Annotated in this window: 17 protein-coding genes and 1 pseudogene; 9 read left to right on the forward strand and 9 right to left on the reverse strand. The window is 58.4% G+C overall.

What is annotated here, in order from left to right:
- The 7 genes and pseudogenes from AC07RO_RS04230 to AC07RO_RS04260 form a co-directional block, all read left to right on the forward strand.
- Positions 1-1640 (forward strand): annotated as a pseudogene (locus AC07RO_RS04230) (RHS repeat-associated core domain-containing protein); the annotation flags it as partial.
- Positions 1637-2233, forward strand: coding sequence for an SMI1/KNR4 family protein (locus AC07RO_RS04235; RefSeq protein ID WP_495085345.1), 597 nt, complete (start codon positions 1637-1639; stop codon positions 2231-2233). The pseudogene AC07RO_RS04230 and the gene AC07RO_RS04235, both read left to right, overlap by 4 nt.
- Positions 2234-2243: 10 nt before the next feature.
- On the forward strand, positions 2244-2705 hold the full coding sequence (locus AC07RO_RS04240; RefSeq protein WP_495085346.1) for a hypothetical protein: 462 nt from the start codon (positions 2244-2246) through the stop codon (positions 2703-2705).
- A gap of 8 nt (positions 2706-2713) precedes the next feature.
- Positions 2714-2995: a hypothetical protein gene (locus AC07RO_RS04245; protein ID WP_495085347.1), complete on the forward strand. Its 282-nt coding sequence runs from the start codon at positions 2714-2716 to the stop codon at positions 2993-2995.
- Positions 2996-3004: 9 nt separating this feature from the next.
- Complete coding sequence (locus tag AC07RO_RS04250; protein WP_495085348.1) at positions 3005-3178, forward strand: hypothetical protein; 174 nt, start codon at positions 3005-3007, stop codon at positions 3176-3178.
- Positions 3179-3617: 439 nt separating this feature from the next.
- A complete protein-coding gene (locus AC07RO_RS04255) occupies positions 3618-4304 on the forward strand; it encodes a hypothetical protein (RefSeq protein ID WP_495085349.1) in 687 nt (228 codons plus the stop codon).
- 119 nt (positions 4305-4423) lie between these two features.
- Positions 4424-5071, forward strand: coding sequence for a hypothetical protein (locus AC07RO_RS04260; RefSeq protein WP_495085350.1), 648 nt, complete (start codon positions 4424-4426; stop codon positions 5069-5071).
- 191 nt (positions 5072-5262) lie between these two features.
- Here AC07RO_RS04260 and AC07RO_RS04265 read toward each other — a convergent pair whose 3' ends face one another.
- From AC07RO_RS04265 to AC07RO_RS04295, 7 genes are all read right to left on the reverse strand, one after another.
- Complete coding sequence (locus AC07RO_RS04265) at positions 5263-5703, reverse strand: SRPBCC family protein (protein ID WP_495085731.1); 441 nt, start codon at positions 5701-5703, stop codon at positions 5263-5265.
- Positions 5704-5833: 130 nt separating this feature from the next.
- A complete protein-coding gene (locus tag AC07RO_RS04270; protein WP_495085351.1) occupies positions 5834-6220 on the reverse strand; it encodes a nuclear transport factor 2 family protein in 387 nt (128 codons plus the stop codon).
- Positions 6221-6281: 61 nt separating this feature from the next.
- Positions 6282-7025 (reverse strand): SDR family oxidoreductase, encoded by a 744-nt coding sequence (locus AC07RO_RS04275; protein ID WP_495085352.1) that lies wholly within the window; start codon positions 7023-7025, stop codon positions 6282-6284.
- Positions 7026-7139: 114 nt separating this feature from the next.
- Entirely contained in the window at positions 7140-8243 is a 1104-nt protein-coding gene (locus AC07RO_RS04280) for an alkene reductase (protein ID WP_495085353.1), read from the reverse strand.
- Positions 8244-8301: 58 nt separating this feature from the next.
- A complete protein-coding gene (locus AC07RO_RS04285) occupies positions 8302-8883 on the reverse strand; it encodes a TetR/AcrR family transcriptional regulator (RefSeq protein ID WP_495007997.1) in 582 nt (193 codons plus the stop codon).
- Positions 8884-8953: 70 nt separating this feature from the next.
- Positions 8954-9439 carry a GNAT family N-acetyltransferase gene (locus AC07RO_RS04290; protein WP_423573733.1) on the reverse strand — a complete coding sequence of 162 codons (486 nt, stop codon included), beginning with the start codon at positions 9437-9439 and terminating at the stop codon, positions 8954-8956.
- Entirely contained in the window at positions 9432-10382 is a 951-nt protein-coding gene (locus tag AC07RO_RS04295; RefSeq protein WP_495085354.1) for a LysR family transcriptional regulator, read from the reverse strand. The genes AC07RO_RS04290 and AC07RO_RS04295 overlap by 8 nt, the downstream gene beginning before the upstream one ends.
- A gap of 130 nt (positions 10383-10512) precedes the next feature.
- Between AC07RO_RS04295 and AC07RO_RS04300 the strand changes: the two genes are divergently transcribed.
- Positions 10513-10902, forward strand: coding sequence for a RidA family protein (locus AC07RO_RS04300; RefSeq protein WP_108119461.1), 390 nt, complete (start codon positions 10513-10515; stop codon positions 10900-10902).
- 122 nt (positions 10903-11024) lie between these two features.
- Positions 11025-11720 carry a tRNA (adenine(22)-N(1))-methyltransferase gene (locus AC07RO_RS04305; RefSeq protein ID WP_495085355.1) on the forward strand — a complete coding sequence of 232 codons (696 nt, stop codon included), beginning with the start codon at positions 11025-11027 and terminating at the stop codon, positions 11718-11720.
- A gap of 67 nt (positions 11721-11787) precedes the next feature.
- Here AC07RO_RS04305 and AC07RO_RS04310 read toward each other — a convergent pair whose 3' ends face one another.
- Complete coding sequence (locus AC07RO_RS04310; protein WP_495085356.1) at positions 11788-13209, reverse strand: sugar porter family MFS transporter; 1422 nt, start codon at positions 13207-13209, stop codon at positions 11788-11790.
- Between the two features lie 108 nt (positions 13210-13317).
- Positions 13318-15981, reverse strand: coding sequence for an ATP-binding protein (locus AC07RO_RS04315; protein WP_495085357.1), 2664 nt, complete (start codon positions 15979-15981; stop codon positions 13318-13320).
- Positions 15982-16039: the final 58 nt, after the last annotated feature.

Genomic DNA, 16039 nt, shown 5'->3' on the forward strand with positions numbered 1-16039 from the left:
TGTTTGGTTAAGGAAACCACATCCCAAGGCGCGCTGGCCTACGAATACGATCCGCTGAGCAACCTGACCACGCTGACCTTGCCGACTGGCCAACATCTCAATCACCTGTACTACGGCAGCGGGCACCTGCACCAACTGAACCTCGACGGTTTGCTCATCAGCGACATGGAGCGAGATGATCTGCATCGCGAGGTTTACCGCACGCAATGCAAACTGACCAGTTGTTTTGGTTACGACGCGATGGGACGTAAGAGCTGGTAGTTGGCATCAACCATCCCGGCTGAAAAGCTGTCGCAGATCCAGAACCCAGGCATCAACACCTCGTTGCTAGTAGATCATGCGTACAACCTGATTCATCGGCGATATGAATACGATCCGGCAGGCGAACTGACCCGCACGCTCGATAAACTGCGCGGAGAGATCAAGTACGAATACGAAGCTAATGGTCAGCTTCATAGCCGTGACACGGGCCGCTTGGTTGATAGCGAGGAGTTTCGATACGACGCTGCGGCCACCGGCTGAACTTCAATACCAGCCAATTCGATCAGGTCAAAGACAACCGCATCAAGCAATGGCGTGATCAGGAATATACCTATGATGCCTGGGGCAACCTGATCGAGAAGCGGTCGGGCTTATCCAAGCTGCAGACGTTCACCTACGACTGCGAAAACCGGCTCGTGCGTGCGGAGACGATGGTTAATAGCCAAGTGCACAGCGTCGGTACCTACCGGTAAGACAGCTTGGGTCGTCGGGTTGGCAAGACGTCCGAGATTGATGGCCAGACTGAGCACAAGCACTTTCTCTGGCAAGGCCTGCGGATGCTGCGTGAGGAAACGCCTTGGCAGAGCAGCCTCTATATCTACGAGCCAGGAAGCTATGCGCCACTTGCCCGGGTTGACCAGAGCGAAGGTGAGGCAGAGCAGACGCTTTACTACTTCCATGCCGACCAGATTGGCACGCCGCTCGAGATGACGGATGTCGACGGCCAGATCGTCCGGCAGGCGACGTACAAAGCCTGGGGTGAAGTTGAATCATTAGTCGTGAGTGAGGTTGAGCAGAAACTGCGTTTCCAAGGCCAGTACTTTGACGACGAAACGGGGCTGCACTACAACACTTTCCGATACTACGACCCGGAGGTGGGACGGTTTATTACCCAGGATCTGATTGGGTTGTTGGGTGGGGATAATCTTTATGCTTACGCTCCGAATACTAATGGGTGGGTTGGTCCTTGGGGCTGGGTATGCAATCGCCCCGGCGGATACAAGACCGGGGACGTAGACACTCATGGTAATTTGTCGCCAGGCGTCAACCGCGCAAGCGGTCACAAAAATGTATTTGATGATCAGCGAGTTCAATCTCACCACTTTATTCAGGATGCCTGGGCGAAAAAGAATATAGCTGGTTACAGTACTAATAAGGCTCCGGCGATTTTGTTGAAAAGCTCATCAGGAGAGTCACATGCTACTGTATCGGCGCTCCAAGCAGTTAGGCGCAGAGCTGGTGGGTTTGGAGGGTCAATCAAAAATGAATTTGGAGTAGCATACAGGGAGCTGTTGGACGCGGGAGTAAGTCCTGATGCCGCGAATAAAGTTGCAAGCAGGTCGTATAAATATTTTGACTCATTAGGAGCCTTCGAGTGATTGCGTATACTGAAACGAATCCGCCTGCTTCAGACGATAATATTACCGTCGCTTGTGGTCAGTTGAATATTGATAAGAGTGGTTGGCTCGTTGAGTTTTGGAAGGTTCACGATGGCGCAATGCTTAATGACCGTGTGCTGATATATTCAACTGGGCACATAGCAGAGCGTAACGAAACTTACCAGATAAATATGAATTTTCCTGATCATGTTCTAGTAGGAGATGACTCTGGAGGAGGTTTGATCCTGATTCCAAAAGTCGGTTCGAGTGAGTTCTATTTTATAGATTCTGGCGATCCGTTTATTGGCGATGCTGAAATATATCACTCTATGGAAAGCTTGGTCGAGAATGTTATTGAAGGAGAGGATTCTGACTATGATCCGGATATAGGAGATATTGTGTCTATTTCCAAAGTCAAGGCTAAGTCATCTGAAGTTTTGGGGGTTAAGAAAGGGCTTGGCCTAGACTTTTCAATAAAGGTAGTAGCTGAAAGATTGGACATCGAAAATTCTATGCTACTTCAAGGTGTTAATGTTAGTAAGTATAGAAAAGTGTTGGCCGAGTATGGTCATTTAATTAGCTTTGTAAGTTAAAGCAGGTGTGGTGTTCTTTAATAGCTTCCTTTTCTATGATGCTCGCCCTATTGCTGTCGGGCTTCCAGGTGTCCGCACTGAGGAAATTGTCTACACTAAACGTCCGCCCGCCGAAACCAGAGAATTGAGGAATGTGTTTGATCGCAAGGTGCGCCCCGATTATTTAAAATCACTGTCTGAGAATCCTGAGAATATCCAGCAACTGAAAAACGCCGGCATTCATGACTCTGGTATTTCGCGAATGCAACAGGGCAAACTGCCTAGCCGTGACTGGCAAGTCCACCATGATCTACCTCTGGATGACGGTGGGACAAATAGCTTTAATAACCTGACATTCATTAAGAACGATCCCTATCATAAAGTTATTACTAATTACCAAAACACCGTGACCCGCAGCATGAAGCCCGGTGATAGTCAAACGTTGGACTGGCCAATCATTGATCTTGATGTCTACCCTCCGCCCTTACTCTAGAGGTTTGCATGGAAAACTTGGAAGAAAAGATAGCATATGTAAAAAAGACGTATGAGGTGGACGGATTTTTCTTTAATGAAGGTGCGCACGAGCATGAAATCAAGTCGTTTGTCAGGTCTAGCGAGATAGAGCTGGGGTTCAGCCCTCCGAGTGATTACCTTGAGATTCTAAAAAGATTTAATGGTCTAGTAGTTGAAGGGGTTTTTCTCTATTCAACAAAACCAAAAAAACTTGTCGGCGGTAATGGATACTCTCTGGCCTTCATCGAAATGAATAAGTTATCGCGATAACTTGAATGGATGGATCAATATGTTTTGTTTGGAGACAGCGATCAGGACGCTTACGTTTTAGACCTTGCTGAGGGACGCTACCAAGTTAGAGATAAGCAAGCGTTTGATAACGTATATGAAGAATTTGATAGTTTTTCGAGCCTGCTCGAATATATGGTGGAATTGATGGTAAGTCGTGTATAAGTCGAAGTGCGCCCTAGCTGACGTCGTCATTCCAAGGGCTGCATCCGGGCCATCCTCCAGCCACGCAAGCCCGCCGTATCCGCCCGACAATCTAGAGACCTGAATGAATCAGGAATCTGATGCATTGATCAGTAGGCTGCTAACGAAACTCGATACGTCCTCTGCGACTAAACTGACTATGCCCTTGAGAAACCTTTTGTGGGCGACCATCACGGCCGGAGAAACATATCCTTGGCGTTTCTGGGGCAGTCCTTTTACATCTTGAACACGCGATCCGAGAATTGCTACGTGGTAGGCAGAAAGGACGGGCGGGAGGCGTCGTGCTAGCCCTCTAGCGGCTTCAGCAGTAGACCGCAGGCTTGAGGTGCCGGCTTCGGCTCTTTCTCAGTGAGTGTATCGTCCGACTAATGACGCTCAAATAAGCAGCAGGGAATAGCTGATGTTTGACACAGATCCACACCGCTTCATTTCCATCATCTTCAGCACCTGGCTCTTGTTCACGATCCAAGCGGTGTTTTCCGTAGGTATTTTGCCCAGCCTTTTATTTTTCCCAATGTGCGCGGCGGAGGTGTGGCTGAGTTGGTGGTGCTTCGATTGCGCCTACCGCACCGAAAAATTCACCCGGTATGCCAATCTCAGACTTTTTCTGAATCTCGGCTTTGCGCCAGGTTTTACATTTCTTCTGGTATTGATCGCAGCCTATAAACAGTTGAAATTAGGACCCGTCACATCACTCTCATTGGCATGCATTCCACTGCTCATCGCATTCGTCATTTACCTGGCGCTGGACAGGTGGAGAAGTCGACCGACCGTACTGGTTGCCCGGGGAAATCGGGTCGAGGTGACCGCGCCTCCGTTCCAGAACCAGTCCTTGCAGGGCGGAATAGGGGCTGCGCTGTCGACCGTGCTCTACCCTATGGTCCATTCCTACGACTCTCCCGCTTTATTGCTTGCCTGTATCTTTTTCGCAATCTCACTGTTCATGCTCTTTTATCATCGGGTCAGTATTTCGTCTCTTCGCAGTTTGAAAGAGCAGGAAATCAAGGAGCGGGTGAGCTACACGTTCATGGAGGTGGAGAGGATACGCGCACGGCGTGCTGCCTCATTCATAGGCCGCTGGTCATGATGGTTCTGTGTATCCGCATCGAAGAAAAAATCGTTAGAGTGGGTATGGGAAGATTAACCCGCCGCGCGATGTGCGATAGGTACACCCACCGGTACCGCATGCAAGGAGCTAGCGTCTAAATGTCCACTATCTACGATCCTGATGCGCGAACGGTCAACGCGCTTACACGGACGCTTTTCATAGTTGCCATTGGCTTGGGTGCCGTTGGTCTCTTGCGCTCAGCCACAGACGGATGGGTGTATGGGCTGCTGTTTTTCTTGCTCTCAGGTTATACGCTGTACATGAGATATTGGTGTGAGCGTTATACGACATTCGCCCTGAGTTACTTCACTTTGGTGATTTTTCTCTTGGCCCTTGCCCCCGCGTGGGTCAGTTACACCGTGGTCACTGATGACTTGGGAGGATCTCCCACTCAGGGACGCATAATCGCCGGGTTGTTATTGGGTTTCATCGCGACGCTGTATGTTGGCCTTTATCTAACGCCTTCTCGAGGGTTCGCGTTCGACGTATCCGATAACAGGGTTTCATTTTCCGTATCTTCCACATCCGCGGGAGCGGAAGGGTTGATTGCCGGTGTTGGGACCTTGGCCGCAGGCGCAGTGATTAAATCAGTCACTCCGTTCACCACGGGCATTTTGATCATTCTGATTTTTCCTGTTTGCCACCGTTTGCATGCTGATCCACGCTCGCGACCGTATCAGGGGGTTACGCACACTGCGCAAGAGAGAAAAGAGCGCGCTCACGCCTTACACGTTCATGCTGATTGATGAAGTACGCGAAGCACGCAGCCGCTGGTGGCTGGGCAGGCTTTTCAAATGGCTTGCTTCCCTGCGCCATTAGTCAGGAGTCTGCCTGGCCAGTCACACTCGCTCCCCAATGGGCGTCGGAAGCCGGCGCGCCTTGCCTTGATCGCGTTCCGGCTTGCCCATCCACCCAATTCACTCCCGAACGCCCACCATCAACCCCGAACCACCCCCTCCAACCCCTCATGCCCCTGCACAATCAACCCCCTGACGAACTCCTCAAATGCCCCCTCCGTCCCAGCCTCCCGCACCTCAAACCGCGCGCTCCATCGCACCACACACCGATCCGCCAAATCCGCAACCTCATCCACGCGAACCTGCGCCCGATACCCATCCACCGGCAACGGCGACTCCTCAAACACATAAGCCAACGCCCTAACCCCATCATCAAACTCAATCAACCGCTCCCGCAACACCGCACCGTCCGCAAGCGCCAGCCGCCTGACCGCACCCACCCGTAAAATCCCAACTTCACCCTCGATGCCACTCTTCACAATCGCCGGATGCCATGCCGCGATCCCGCCAAAGTCCCGAAGCACCTTCCACGCCTGATCCGTACTGCACGGCAAACCAGCGCTGTACTCCACTAAAACCATCACGTCTTACTCCAAAAATAAGCAACGCTACGACTCAAAAAACGCTCAATACCCAGCCGCTATAACCCGGCAGGCAGGCCCCGAAGCCAAAACCCGAGACCTGCGCCCATAAAAAACCTCGCTGTAAAACCTACCCCTCAAACTGGTGATAAACCTTAGCAATCACCTTCCAGTCCCCATCGATCTTGATCAACGTCAGGTAGTCGTTGTAATCCGCGCCAATCGCGTCCTTCTCCATATCCACCCGCACCACAGCCGTAGTGGGCGTAATTGCCAACACATCCAGCCGGGTCGTGATGTCCGCCGCCTTACTGTTGCTTTCAACAAAGTCATACAAGTTGCTGATCGGCCCGCCCAGCAATTGGCCGTTGGTGAAACCGTACATCACCGCCTCTTCATGAAAGGCCTGTTTGATCGTCGTAACACTGCCTTCACGCAGCCCATCAACGTAGCGGCTGGCGGTGTCGATGACGGCGTTGTAGTCGTGGGTGGGAACGGCTTTGATGTTCTTGCTCATGTTTATAACTCCAGGGTTTGAGTTAGGAAGGCGATAGCCTCAATGACCAACAGCTGCGCAATCACCAGTCCTGTCGGGTGGGTGAAATGATCAGGTCGTTGACGGTGACGTTGGCCGGCTGATTCAGCGCGTAGATCACGGCACGGCTGATGTCTTCCGGCGCGATGGCGATTTCGTTGAGCGCTTGTGCGGCTTTGCGCCCGGCGGGGTCGGTGACTTTGTCTGCCCAGCCGGTGTTGATCACGCCGGGGCTGACGGTGTTGACGCGGATGCCGTGGTGCACGCCCAGTTCTTTGCGCATGGATTCGGTCATGGCCTGCACGAAGAATTTGGTTGCGCTGTAGACGCCGGCGCCGGGGCCGACCTGGTGGCCGGCCACCGAATCCATGTTGAGGATCTGTCCGGATTTCTGTTCGAGCATGAAGGGCAGGGCGGCGGCAATGGTGTTCAGGTAGCCCTTGATGTTGACGTCGATCATGGCGTTCCAGTCCTGGGTCACGAGATCGACCCAGTGGGAGAACAGCATCAGGCCAGCGTTGTTGACGAGGATGTCGACCGAGCCGTAGGTGTCTTTGGCGAACTGCGCGAGGGCGCGGGTTTGTTCAGCGTCGGTCACGTCGGTGACGAAGCTGGACGCCTCGTAACCGGCCGAGCGGAGTTCACTGACAAGGGTTGCGAGGCCTTTCTCATCCAGCGCAGCGGCCACGACGTTCACTCCTTCAGCCGACAAAGCTCTAGCCGTCGCGGCGCCGATCCCTGATGACGCGCCGGTGACGATGGCGGTTTTCTTGTCCAGATAATTCATCTTCATGTTTCCTCAAATTCAAGGCGTGCGGGCAGCGTCGGCCGTCCTGGGAAAGCCTTGCCGTTTAGCCGTTATTGAATGCGGTGCTTGAACGCGGTGCGGTTGCCAGCGCTGTTAGTAAGTGCCCAGCGGCCAGTCGGTGTAGCCCTTGGCGCCGCCGCCGTAATAGCTTTCGCGCGGGGCGATGGTGAGTTCGGCGCCATGGCGCAGACGCGCAACCAGGTCCGGGTTGGAGATGAATAGGCGGCCGAACGCGACGGCGTCGATCTTGCCTTGGGCGCGGCGCTGGACGGCCATGTCCAGGTCGTAGTTGTTGTTGCCAATGAACGGGCCGTTGAACTGCGCACTCAGGGCGTCCATGTCGACGCCTTCCGGCACTTCACGGGAGGTGGCGGTCGCGCCTTCGACAAAGTGCAGGTACGCCAGATTGAAGCGATTCAACTGCTGAATCAGGTAACCGTGCAACGCCATCACGTTGCTGTCCGGCGGCGTGTTACCGGCATCCGGCGTGACCGGCGACAGGCGAATGCCCACGCGATCGTTGCCCCAGATGTCGACGATGGCCTGGGTAACTTCCAGCGTCAGCCGGGCACGGTTTTCAATCGAGCCACCGTACTGGTCGGTGCGCTGGTTGGTGGAGTCGCGCAGGAACTGGTCGAGCAGGTAGCTGTTGGCCGAGTGAACCTCAACACCGTCAAATCCTGCGCGCTTGGCGTTCTCGGCAGCGAGTTTGTACTGCTCGATAATGCCGGGGATTTCGTCGGTTTCCAGCGCCCGGGGCATCGACACCGGGACGAAGCCGTTGGCCGTGTACGTGTTGCCCTCGGCCTGAATCGCGGACGGCGCGACCGGGGCTTCGCCGTTGGGCTGCAGGTCGACGCTTGAGAACCGCCCCACATGCCAGAGCTGGCTGACGATCTTGCCGCCGGCCGCGTGCACGGCGTCGGTGACTTTGCGCCAGCCGGCGACCTGCGCTTCGCTCCAGATCCCGGGCGTCGCCGCATAGCCGCGTCCCTGGGCCGAGATGTTGGTGGCTTCGGCCACGATCAATCCGGCGGTGGCACGCTGGGCGTAATAGGTGGCGTGCAGTTCACCGGGCACGCCGTCTTCTTCGTATCGGCTGCGGGTGACGGGGGCCATGACAATGCGGTTGGCCATTTCGATGGCGCCCATGTGCACGGGAGAAAACAAGTCGGTGCTATTACTGATATCAATCATTGAGAATTACTCGCATATTTGACCGGTCGTCTACCAATCTTTGAAAAAAAAGCGCCTGCTACCGAAGCAGGCGTTGGGTCAGGCTCATGGCCGTGTCGAAGGGCGTGGTGGACTTGTTCACTTTCACCAGAAGGGAAGCGCCCAGCCACAGTTGATAGAGGGTTTCGGCGAAGGCTTCGCTGCCTTCTTCGATGTGCAGGCTGCCGTCTGCCAGGCCCATGTCCACGCAGGTGGTGATGCGCTGGATGATCTTCGCCGTCCCGGCCTCCAGCACCCTGCGCATGTCCTCGGACAGGTCGCAGACTTCCGGGCCCAGCTTGACCACCAGGCATTTGCCTTCCGGGTGATCGGTGCCCTGGGTCTCGATCCAGTAATCGAAGTAGGCCAGCAGCTTTTCGACGCCGGTGCCTGATCGCGTCATGACGGTGTCGACACGGCCGAGGTACTCGGAGAAGTACTCATCGAGCAACGCGGCGCCGAACTCTTCTTTCGATTTGAAGTAATAGTAAAACGAGCCTTTGGGCACGCCCGCCGCGCTTACTACTTCAGCCAGGCCCACGGCGGTGTAGCCCTTGTGGGTCATCAGCGACTTGGCGACGTCGATGATGTGTTGGCGCATTTCCAGGTTGGGTTTCTTCATAATGCGCAGCACCTTAAGCCAAAACTGACCGGTCGTCTACAAGGTCTCTGTCAGGTGCGATGAACGGCAGTCACATCAACCGCATCCCCATTTCATAAGCCCGTGTCTCAAACCCGAGCTCTTCATACAGCCGCCGCGCGTGGGTGTTGAAGCCCCACACCGTCAGCCGAATATCCTGGGCACCGCGTTCCAGCGCCCATGCTTTCACGTGCTCAATCAACCCACGGCCCAAGCCTTTTCCCCAAAAAATCTGGGCCACGCACACCGAGCCAATCCGCGCGAATTCCATCGGCTGCATCAACGGCCCACCTGCCGAAAACATCCCCGCGCTGACAAATCCCGCCGGCTGATCCCCGACGAATGCGAGGAAAATCACCTGCTCCGGGTTGTTCAGAAAGCTCATCCAGTGAGGGGCATCGCGGGTGTAATCCAGGGTTTCATCCGTGTAAATATCGGGACGCTCAGCGTGGTGAATGGCGTTGAGCAACTGCCCCAGTTCGCAGATCGCCGCCACGTCCTCGACCGTGGCTTGTCGGTAGCTGATCACTTCATCCATTGCGCGTCGCTCCTTGTACAACCGTTGCGGAAGATCGGCTTTTGTACCCGTCGCCCATCAACTCCACAACCCAGTCGATGAACACCCGCAGCTTGATGCTGATGTGCCGGTTGGGCGGGAAGGCCACGTACATCGGCATTGATTCCAGCTGCCAGTCCTCGAACAGCGCCAGTAGTTCACCGCTGAGCACCGACGGCTGGGCCATGTACTGCGGCAGCCAGAGGGCGCCCATGCCGGCGAGGCCTGCCGCGAGGTAGGCGTTGCCGTCGTCCACCGAGAGCAAGTAGCGGCTCTGCACCTGAACCCTCTCGCCGTCCCGCTGCAGCACCATCGGGAATAGCTGCCCGGTGCGCGCCCAGCGGTAACCGACGATGCGGTGCTGCGGGTCTTCGAGGTCACGGGGATGAGCCGGCTTGCCTGCGCGCTGCAGGTAGGTCGGCGCCGCGTAGACGCCCAGCTTCAGGTCGGTGATGTGCCGCGCCATCAGCGATTGGTCGGTCAGCTCGCCGCCGCGCACCACGCAGTCAACGTTCTCGCCGATGAGGTCGATCATCCGGTCGCTCACGCCCAGGTCGATCTGGATGTCGGGGTAGCGCGCGTTGAAGTCTGGCAGTGCCGGGATCAGCACCATGCGTGCGAACGGGCTGGGCACGTCGACACGCAAACGCCCTCGGGGCGAGGCGGAGGCAGCGGACAGACCGGTTTCCGCGTCATCCAGATCCACCAGCACGCGCAGCGCACGTTCGTAGAACACCGCGCCGTCGGCCGTGACGTTGACCTTGCGCGTGGTGCGGTTGAGCAGCTTGACCCGCAGCCGCGCTTCAAGCTGTTGCACCAATTGGGTGACCGTGGTCTTGCTCATGTGCAACGTGCCGGCGGCCTTGGTGAAACTGCCGGTTTCCACCACTCGAACGAACGCCTGCATCGCGTCGAAACGGTCCATCGCGCCACCTGATTGTTTGGGAAATGCAAACAGTCTTGATCAAGGCTGCTGGTTTATCCAGCAAATCCGCCGCCCTACAGTCTGCCCATCGAAACCACGGAGCATCCCGCTCCGCTGAAGGAGAAGACCCATGACTGTTCGTGACGTTGTATTCCCGCCCGGCCGCCACGCGTTGTACGAGCGCAATCGCTACTCGCCGGCGATCAAATCCGCCGGCTTGCTGTTTGTCTCGGGACAAGTGGGCAGCCGCGAAGATGGCTCGCCCGAACCCGATCTGCGCGCCCAGGTCCGCTTGGCGTTCACCAATCTCAACGCCATTCTCAATGCCGCCGGCTGCACTTTCGATGACGTGATTGACGTCACCGTGTTCATGGTCGATCCGCAGTCGACCTTCGAAAAGGCCTGGGAAGTGGTGCCGGAGTTCTGGGGCGAAGCGCCGCACCCGACCATCACGGCCGTCGGCGTGACCTGGCTGTATGGCTTTGATTTCGAGATAAAGGTCATCGCCAAGCTGCCTTAGCACCCGATGTTAAAGCCGCCGGCCACAACTCAACGCAGTTGAAATCCGCGCCACAGCCCGACAGACTCACGCCCCGTTTCGGCAGGTCGTGCCGGGCGGTGGCGAGAATAGGGGCGGCAAGGTTGAACGAACACACATTGTCCAGGCGCCTGGAGCGCGTGGCGGCGCTGGTGCCGGCCGACGCGCGACTGGCCGACATCGGTTCTGATCACGCCTACCTGCCGGTGGCGTTGATGCGCCGTGGGCTCATTGCGATGGCTGTGGCGGGGGAGGTGGCGGCGACGCCGTTCAGGGCGGCCGAACGTACGGTGCGCGAGAACGGTTTCGAGGAGCATATCCGCGTGCGTCTGGCCGATGGCCTGGCGGCGATTGAAGCGGAGGACGGCATTACCGCGATCAGCCTCTGCGGCATGGGCGGCGAGACGATTCGCGACATCTTCGAGGCCGGTAAATCGCGTCTGAATGGAAAGGAACAACTGATTCTGCAGCCCAACGGCGGCGAGCCTGAACTGCGTCGGTGGTTGATGGACAACGGTTATCGCATCGTCCACGAGGACGTGCTGCGGGAGAACCGCTTCGACTACGAAATCATCGTCGCCGAACGCAGCGGGCCGGTGGTGTACAGCCCTGAAGCGCTGTACTTCGGCCCGTTGTTGATGGCGGCGCGCAGCCCGGCGTTTCTCGAAAAGTGGCGGCGCCTGCTGCGTTACAGGCAGCGCACGTTGGCCAACTTGCAACGTGCGCGGCAGGCGGTGACGGAAGACAAGCTTCGCGACACCGAGCAGCAAGTGCGCTGGATCACCGAATTGCTTGGCTGAACGTGCGCGGTATAAGCCCTTCGGTCTTAATGTCCCGGACGCAAGGCCCGGGACTCGAAACCTCGTCTTAAAGCTCCTTCTTCATGTGCTTCTCGATCTGCTCCAGGGACTTGCCCTTGGTTTCCGGCAGGCACAGGAACACGAAAATCAGCGAGCCGATGTTGATCGCCGCAAACACGAAGAAGGTCGGGTTGCCGAGGGTGTCCACCGCGATCGGGAACAGGAACGCGACGGTCGCGTTGAACAGCCACTGCATCGACACCGCCGTGCCGGTCAGCAAGCCACGGACCTGCATCGGGAACAGCTCGGACATCAGCAGCCAGTACACCGGCGAGATGCACATCTGCATGAACAGGAGGAACACCAGAATGCACGCCAGCGCGGCATAGCTCTGGGTCAGATTCTGCGGCATGAACATCAGCACGCAACCCAGCGCCGCCTGCATCATGATCACGATGACCAGACCGGTCATCAGCAGGTGACGACGCCCGTAACGGCCGATGGCCCAGATTCCAAGCAAGGTCGCGATGACCGAGACGATGCCGTTGCCGATGGTCGCGGTCAGTGCAGCGTTGGTGCCCATGCCGGTGTGTTTGAGGATGATGGGCGTGTAGTACATGAACGCGTTGACGCCGGTGAACTGCGCGGTAAAGCCCAGCCCGACACCGATCAGCAACAGCTTCAACACCCACGGCTGACGCAGCAACTCGCGAGCGGCAACGCGCTTGTGGGCTTCTTTCTCCTGGGTTTTCATTTCCTCGACTTCGCGCTTGGCGGCGTCTTTGGTGTCGCGCAGTTGTTCGAGCACCTGCTGCGCTTCATCGAAACGACCTTTCGAGGCCAGCCAGCGCGGCGACGGCGGCACGAAGAACGTACCGATCAGCAGCAAAACGCCCGGGACCATAGCGATCGCCAGCATGTAGCGCCAGATGCCGGGGGTGTGCAGCAGCGCGGCGAGCACGGCGCTCAGCACGTAGGCCAGCAACTGGCCGCTGACGATCATCAGCTCGTTGCGGCTGACCAGTCGCGCGCGACGGGAAGGCCCGGCGATTTCGGCGATGAACACCGGCACCGTGGCCGAACCACCGCCAACGGCGATGCCCAGCAGAAAGCGCGCGGCGACCATGAACGGCACCGACGGCGCAGTGGCTGTACCGAGGGCGCCGACGATGAACAACAGCGACAGCATGCGCAGGGTCACGCGGCGGCCAAAACGGTCGGACAGGTAACCGCTGGCCAGCGAGCCGAAGGCAGCGCCGACGATCAGTGATGCGGTGATCAGCCCTTCGCTGACGGGGTTCAGGCCAAGACCGCCCTGATCGAGCGGCAAGGTCATGAAGGGCAGAGCGCCCGCGATGATGCCCGTGTCGTAACCGAAAGCGAGTGCGCCCATGGTGGCGACAAGGACCGAGATGAAGATCAGACGACGCGGCGAAGTGCGCTGCTCGTCTGGTTGGCCTATGGCGGCGGATGGGGTGCTGGAAGACATGGAAACCTAAACCTCTCGTGGAACTGGCGTTGTGCCGGTTCGCTGACGTCGTGCTTAGGGGCATGCCGGGCCTGTGAGTTCCGTGAGAGGGCGAAAAAACCTGACCGATCAGTCGTGAGCGAGAGCGCCAGCCTGGAGCATCTCGCCGACCTTTTGCGCGAAGACGTTCATGCCAAAGGGCTTGAGCAATACGGCCATGCCGGTTTCCAGTTGATCGCCGCCCACCGCCGAGTTTTGCGCGTAACCGGTGACGAACAGCACATCCAGTGAGGGCAGCAGGGCGCGGGCGGCGTCGGCGACCTGTCGGCCATTCATACCGCCGGGCAGGCCAACGTCCGTCACCAGCAGATCAATCGATGCCATCGACCGCAGCATCTGCAAGCCTGATGGCCCGTCCATGGCTTCGCTGACCTGATAACCGCGTTCGCGCAGGGCGTCGCACATCAGCATGCGCACGTGGGGCTCGTCGTCGATGACCAGCACGCTTTCGCCACGGCTGTGGGGCTGCGACGGGCAGCGGGCAGTCGCTTGTTCGCGGTCGCCCAGATGGCGCGGCAAGTACATCGAGATCGTCGTGCCTGCGCCGTGGGTGGAGCGCGCCTGAATGGTGCCGCCGGACTGGTGCACAAAACCGTGAATCATCGACAACCCCAGGCCTGTGCCCTGGCCGATGGGTTTGGTGGTGAAGAACGGGTCGAAAATCCTGTCGAGGATCTCCGGTGCGATGCCGGTACCGCTGTCGCTCACGCTGAGTTCAACGAAGTCGCCTGGGGGCAGCTGCGCCGCGATCCCCGCGACGTGGTCAGCGGAGACGTTGCGGGTCTGCACGGTGAGTACGCCGCCGTTGGGCATGGCGTCGCGGGCATTGAGCGTCAGATTGACCAGCGCGCTTTCCAGCTGCGGCGCGTCGATCTTGCTGAGCCACAGGTCGCCGCTGGCAATGGTGCTGATGCTGATGGACGGGCCGATGGTGGACGCGATGAGCTGACCCATGCCCGCCACCAGCCGATTGACGTCGGTGGGCTTGGGGTCGAGGGTCTGGCGACGGGAGAACGCCAGCAGCCGCTGGGTGAGGGTGGCGGCGCGATTGGCCGAATCGTGGGCGGCATTGACGTAGCGATCCAGGCCGTCGACCCGGCCGTTGGCGATGCGCCGCTCGATCATTTCCAGGCTGCCGATGATGCCGGCGAGCAGGTTGTTGAAGTCGTGGGCGATGCCGCCGGTGAGCTGCCCGATGGCTTCCATCTTGTGCGCCTGGCGCAGGGCCGAATGGGCTTCGGACAATTCCTGGGAACGAGCCTGCACCCGCTGTTCAAGGGTTTCGTTGGCGCTCTGCACCTGCTGGAACAGCGTCGCGTTGTCGATCGCAATGGCGGCCTGAGCGGCCAGGGCCGACATCAGGTTTTCGTGGCGCGGGGTAAATTGAGCGGGCTCGGTGTGGCCGTAGAACAGCCCGCCCAGCACGTCACCCGAGCGCGACACCACCGAGACTGCCAGGTAGCTGCGCACCGGCGCATGGCCGGCCGGCAAGCCAAAATGCGGCGTGATGCCGCCATAGCGTGGGTCCGGCAGGATGTCGTCAGAGCGCATCACGCCCTCGGTGAGGAACGCCGGTGCGAACACCGGACAGGCCCGGGGCCCTGGCAAGTGCGCCAGTTCGGACGACTGAGCGCCCGACAGCGTGAAGAGGTCAAAATGACCGCTGGTGGCATTGTGGAAATACCCGCCGATCTCCGCGCCCGTCATCTCGCGGCCGGCATCGGTCACGGTCTGCACCAGGCGTTTGAGGTCCAGCTCCAGGGCCAGCTCGGTATTGACCCGGTTCAGCGTTTCCAGGGTCCGGGTTTCCTCGCGCAACGCCGCTTCGCTGGCCTCCAGCGCGGCTCGGGAGATATGCGCCTCGGTCACGTCGTAGCCTTCACAAAAGATACCGGTGACCTGACCGGTCTCATCGAGCAGCGGTTCGTAGATGAAATCCAGATAACGCACTTCGCACGGGGCGTCGGGATGACTGAGCTGGATCGGGGTGCGTTGCTGCACCAGCCGCTCGCCGGTGCTGTAGACCGCATCCAGCCACTCGTAAAACCCTTGGCCGACCAGCTCCGGGAACGCTTCGTAAATGGTCTTGCCCACGTAGTCGCGCTCGCCGAACAGCCGGGTGTAGGACTGGTTGACGAATTCAAAGCGGTGCTCGGGGCCGTTGAGCACGGTGATGAAGCCGGGCGCCTGCTCGAACATCTTGCGCTGGCGGACGAGTTCTTGCGCCCGGCGACGCTCGGCCAGAATACGGTCAGTCACCTCGTGGCCCTGATTGAGGATGCCCGCGATACGGCCGTTTTCGCCGCGAATGGGCGTGAGGCTGTAGTTCCACCAGCTTTCCTGCGCCCGCCCGCCGCGTTCCATCATCAACAGTTGGTCGAACGTCGAAAAACCTTGGGCGTCCCGGTAGGCCGCCTCGAACTGCGGGCCGACGACGTCCCAGATGGCCGACCAGACTTCCCGCGCCGGGCGCCCCAGCACGGCCGGATGGCGATCCGCCGGAATCGGCGCCCAGGCGTCGTTGTACAGCAGGCAGAAATCCTCGCCCCAATAGATAGCCGTCGGGAAACTCGAATGCAGGCAGATGCTGATGGCCGAGCGCAGGGACTGCGGCCAGCCCGCCGGCTCGCCCAACGATGTCGACGCCCAGTCGAAGTCCCGGATCAGCTGCCCCATTTCGCCGCCGCCCAGGAGAAAATCCAGGGGGGCAATTTGTACGGTGTCCGACTTCATGGGTGACGTCTCGACGCAGTGGTTCAGAGAAAGGATGGACTGGGGACGCAGGAAGAGA

Source organism: Pseudomonas sp. GW821-FHT07F05 (assembly GCF_059418765.1).

What these genes read in the sequence shown, in the direction of transcription:
- AC07RO_RS04295 (WP_495085354.1), bottom strand. Translation starts at nt 10,382, where the DNA reads ATGGACCGTTTCGACGCGATGCAGGCGTTCGTTCGAGTGGTGGAAACC.
- AC07RO_RS04310 (WP_495085356.1), bottom strand. Translation starts at nt 13,209, where the DNA reads ATGTCTTCCAGCACCCCATCCGCCGCCATAGGCCAACCAGACGAGCAG.
- AC07RO_RS04285 (WP_495007997.1), bottom strand. Translation starts at nt 8,883, where the DNA reads ATGAAGAAACCCAACCTGGAAATGCGCCAACACATCATCGACGTCGCC.
- AC07RO_RS04265 (WP_495085731.1), bottom strand. Translation starts at nt 5,703, where the DNA reads ATGGTTTTAGTGGAGTACAGCGCTGGTTTGCCGTGCAGTACGGATCAG.
- AC07RO_RS04255 (WP_495085349.1), top strand. Translation starts at nt 3,618, where the DNA reads ATGTTTGACACAGATCCACACCGCTTCATTTCCATCATCTTCAGCACC.
- AC07RO_RS04275 (WP_495085352.1), bottom strand. Translation starts at nt 7,025, where the DNA reads ATGAATTATCTGGACAAGAAAACCGCCATCGTCACCGGCGCGTCATCA.
- AC07RO_RS04300 (WP_108119461.1), top strand. Translation starts at nt 10,513, where the DNA reads ATGACTGTTCGTGACGTTGTATTCCCGCCCGGCCGCCACGCGTTGTAC.
- AC07RO_RS04270 (WP_495085351.1), bottom strand. Translation starts at nt 6,220, where the DNA reads ATGAGCAAGAACATCAAAGCCGTTCCCACCCACGACTACAACGCCGTC.
- AC07RO_RS04250 (WP_495085348.1), top strand. Translation starts at nt 3,005, where the DNA reads ATGGATCAATATGTTTTGTTTGGAGACAGCGATCAGGACGCTTACGTT.
- AC07RO_RS04290 (WP_423573733.1), bottom strand. Translation starts at nt 9,439, where the DNA reads ATGGATGAAGTGATCAGCTACCGACAAGCCACGGTCGAGGACGTGGCG.
- AC07RO_RS04280 (WP_495085353.1), bottom strand. Translation starts at nt 8,243, where the DNA reads ATGATTGATATCAGTAATAGCACCGACTTGTTTTCTCCCGTGCACATG.
- AC07RO_RS04245 (WP_495085347.1), top strand. Translation starts at nt 2,714, where the DNA reads ATGGAAAACTTGGAAGAAAAGATAGCATATGTAAAAAAGACGTATGAG.
- AC07RO_RS04260 (WP_495085350.1), top strand. Translation starts at nt 4,424, where the DNA reads ATGTCCACTATCTACGATCCTGATGCGCGAACGGTCAACGCGCTTACA.
- AC07RO_RS04315 (WP_495085357.1), bottom strand. Translation starts at nt 15,981, where the DNA reads ATGAAGTCGGACACCGTACAAATTGCCCCCCTGGATTTTCTCCTGGGC.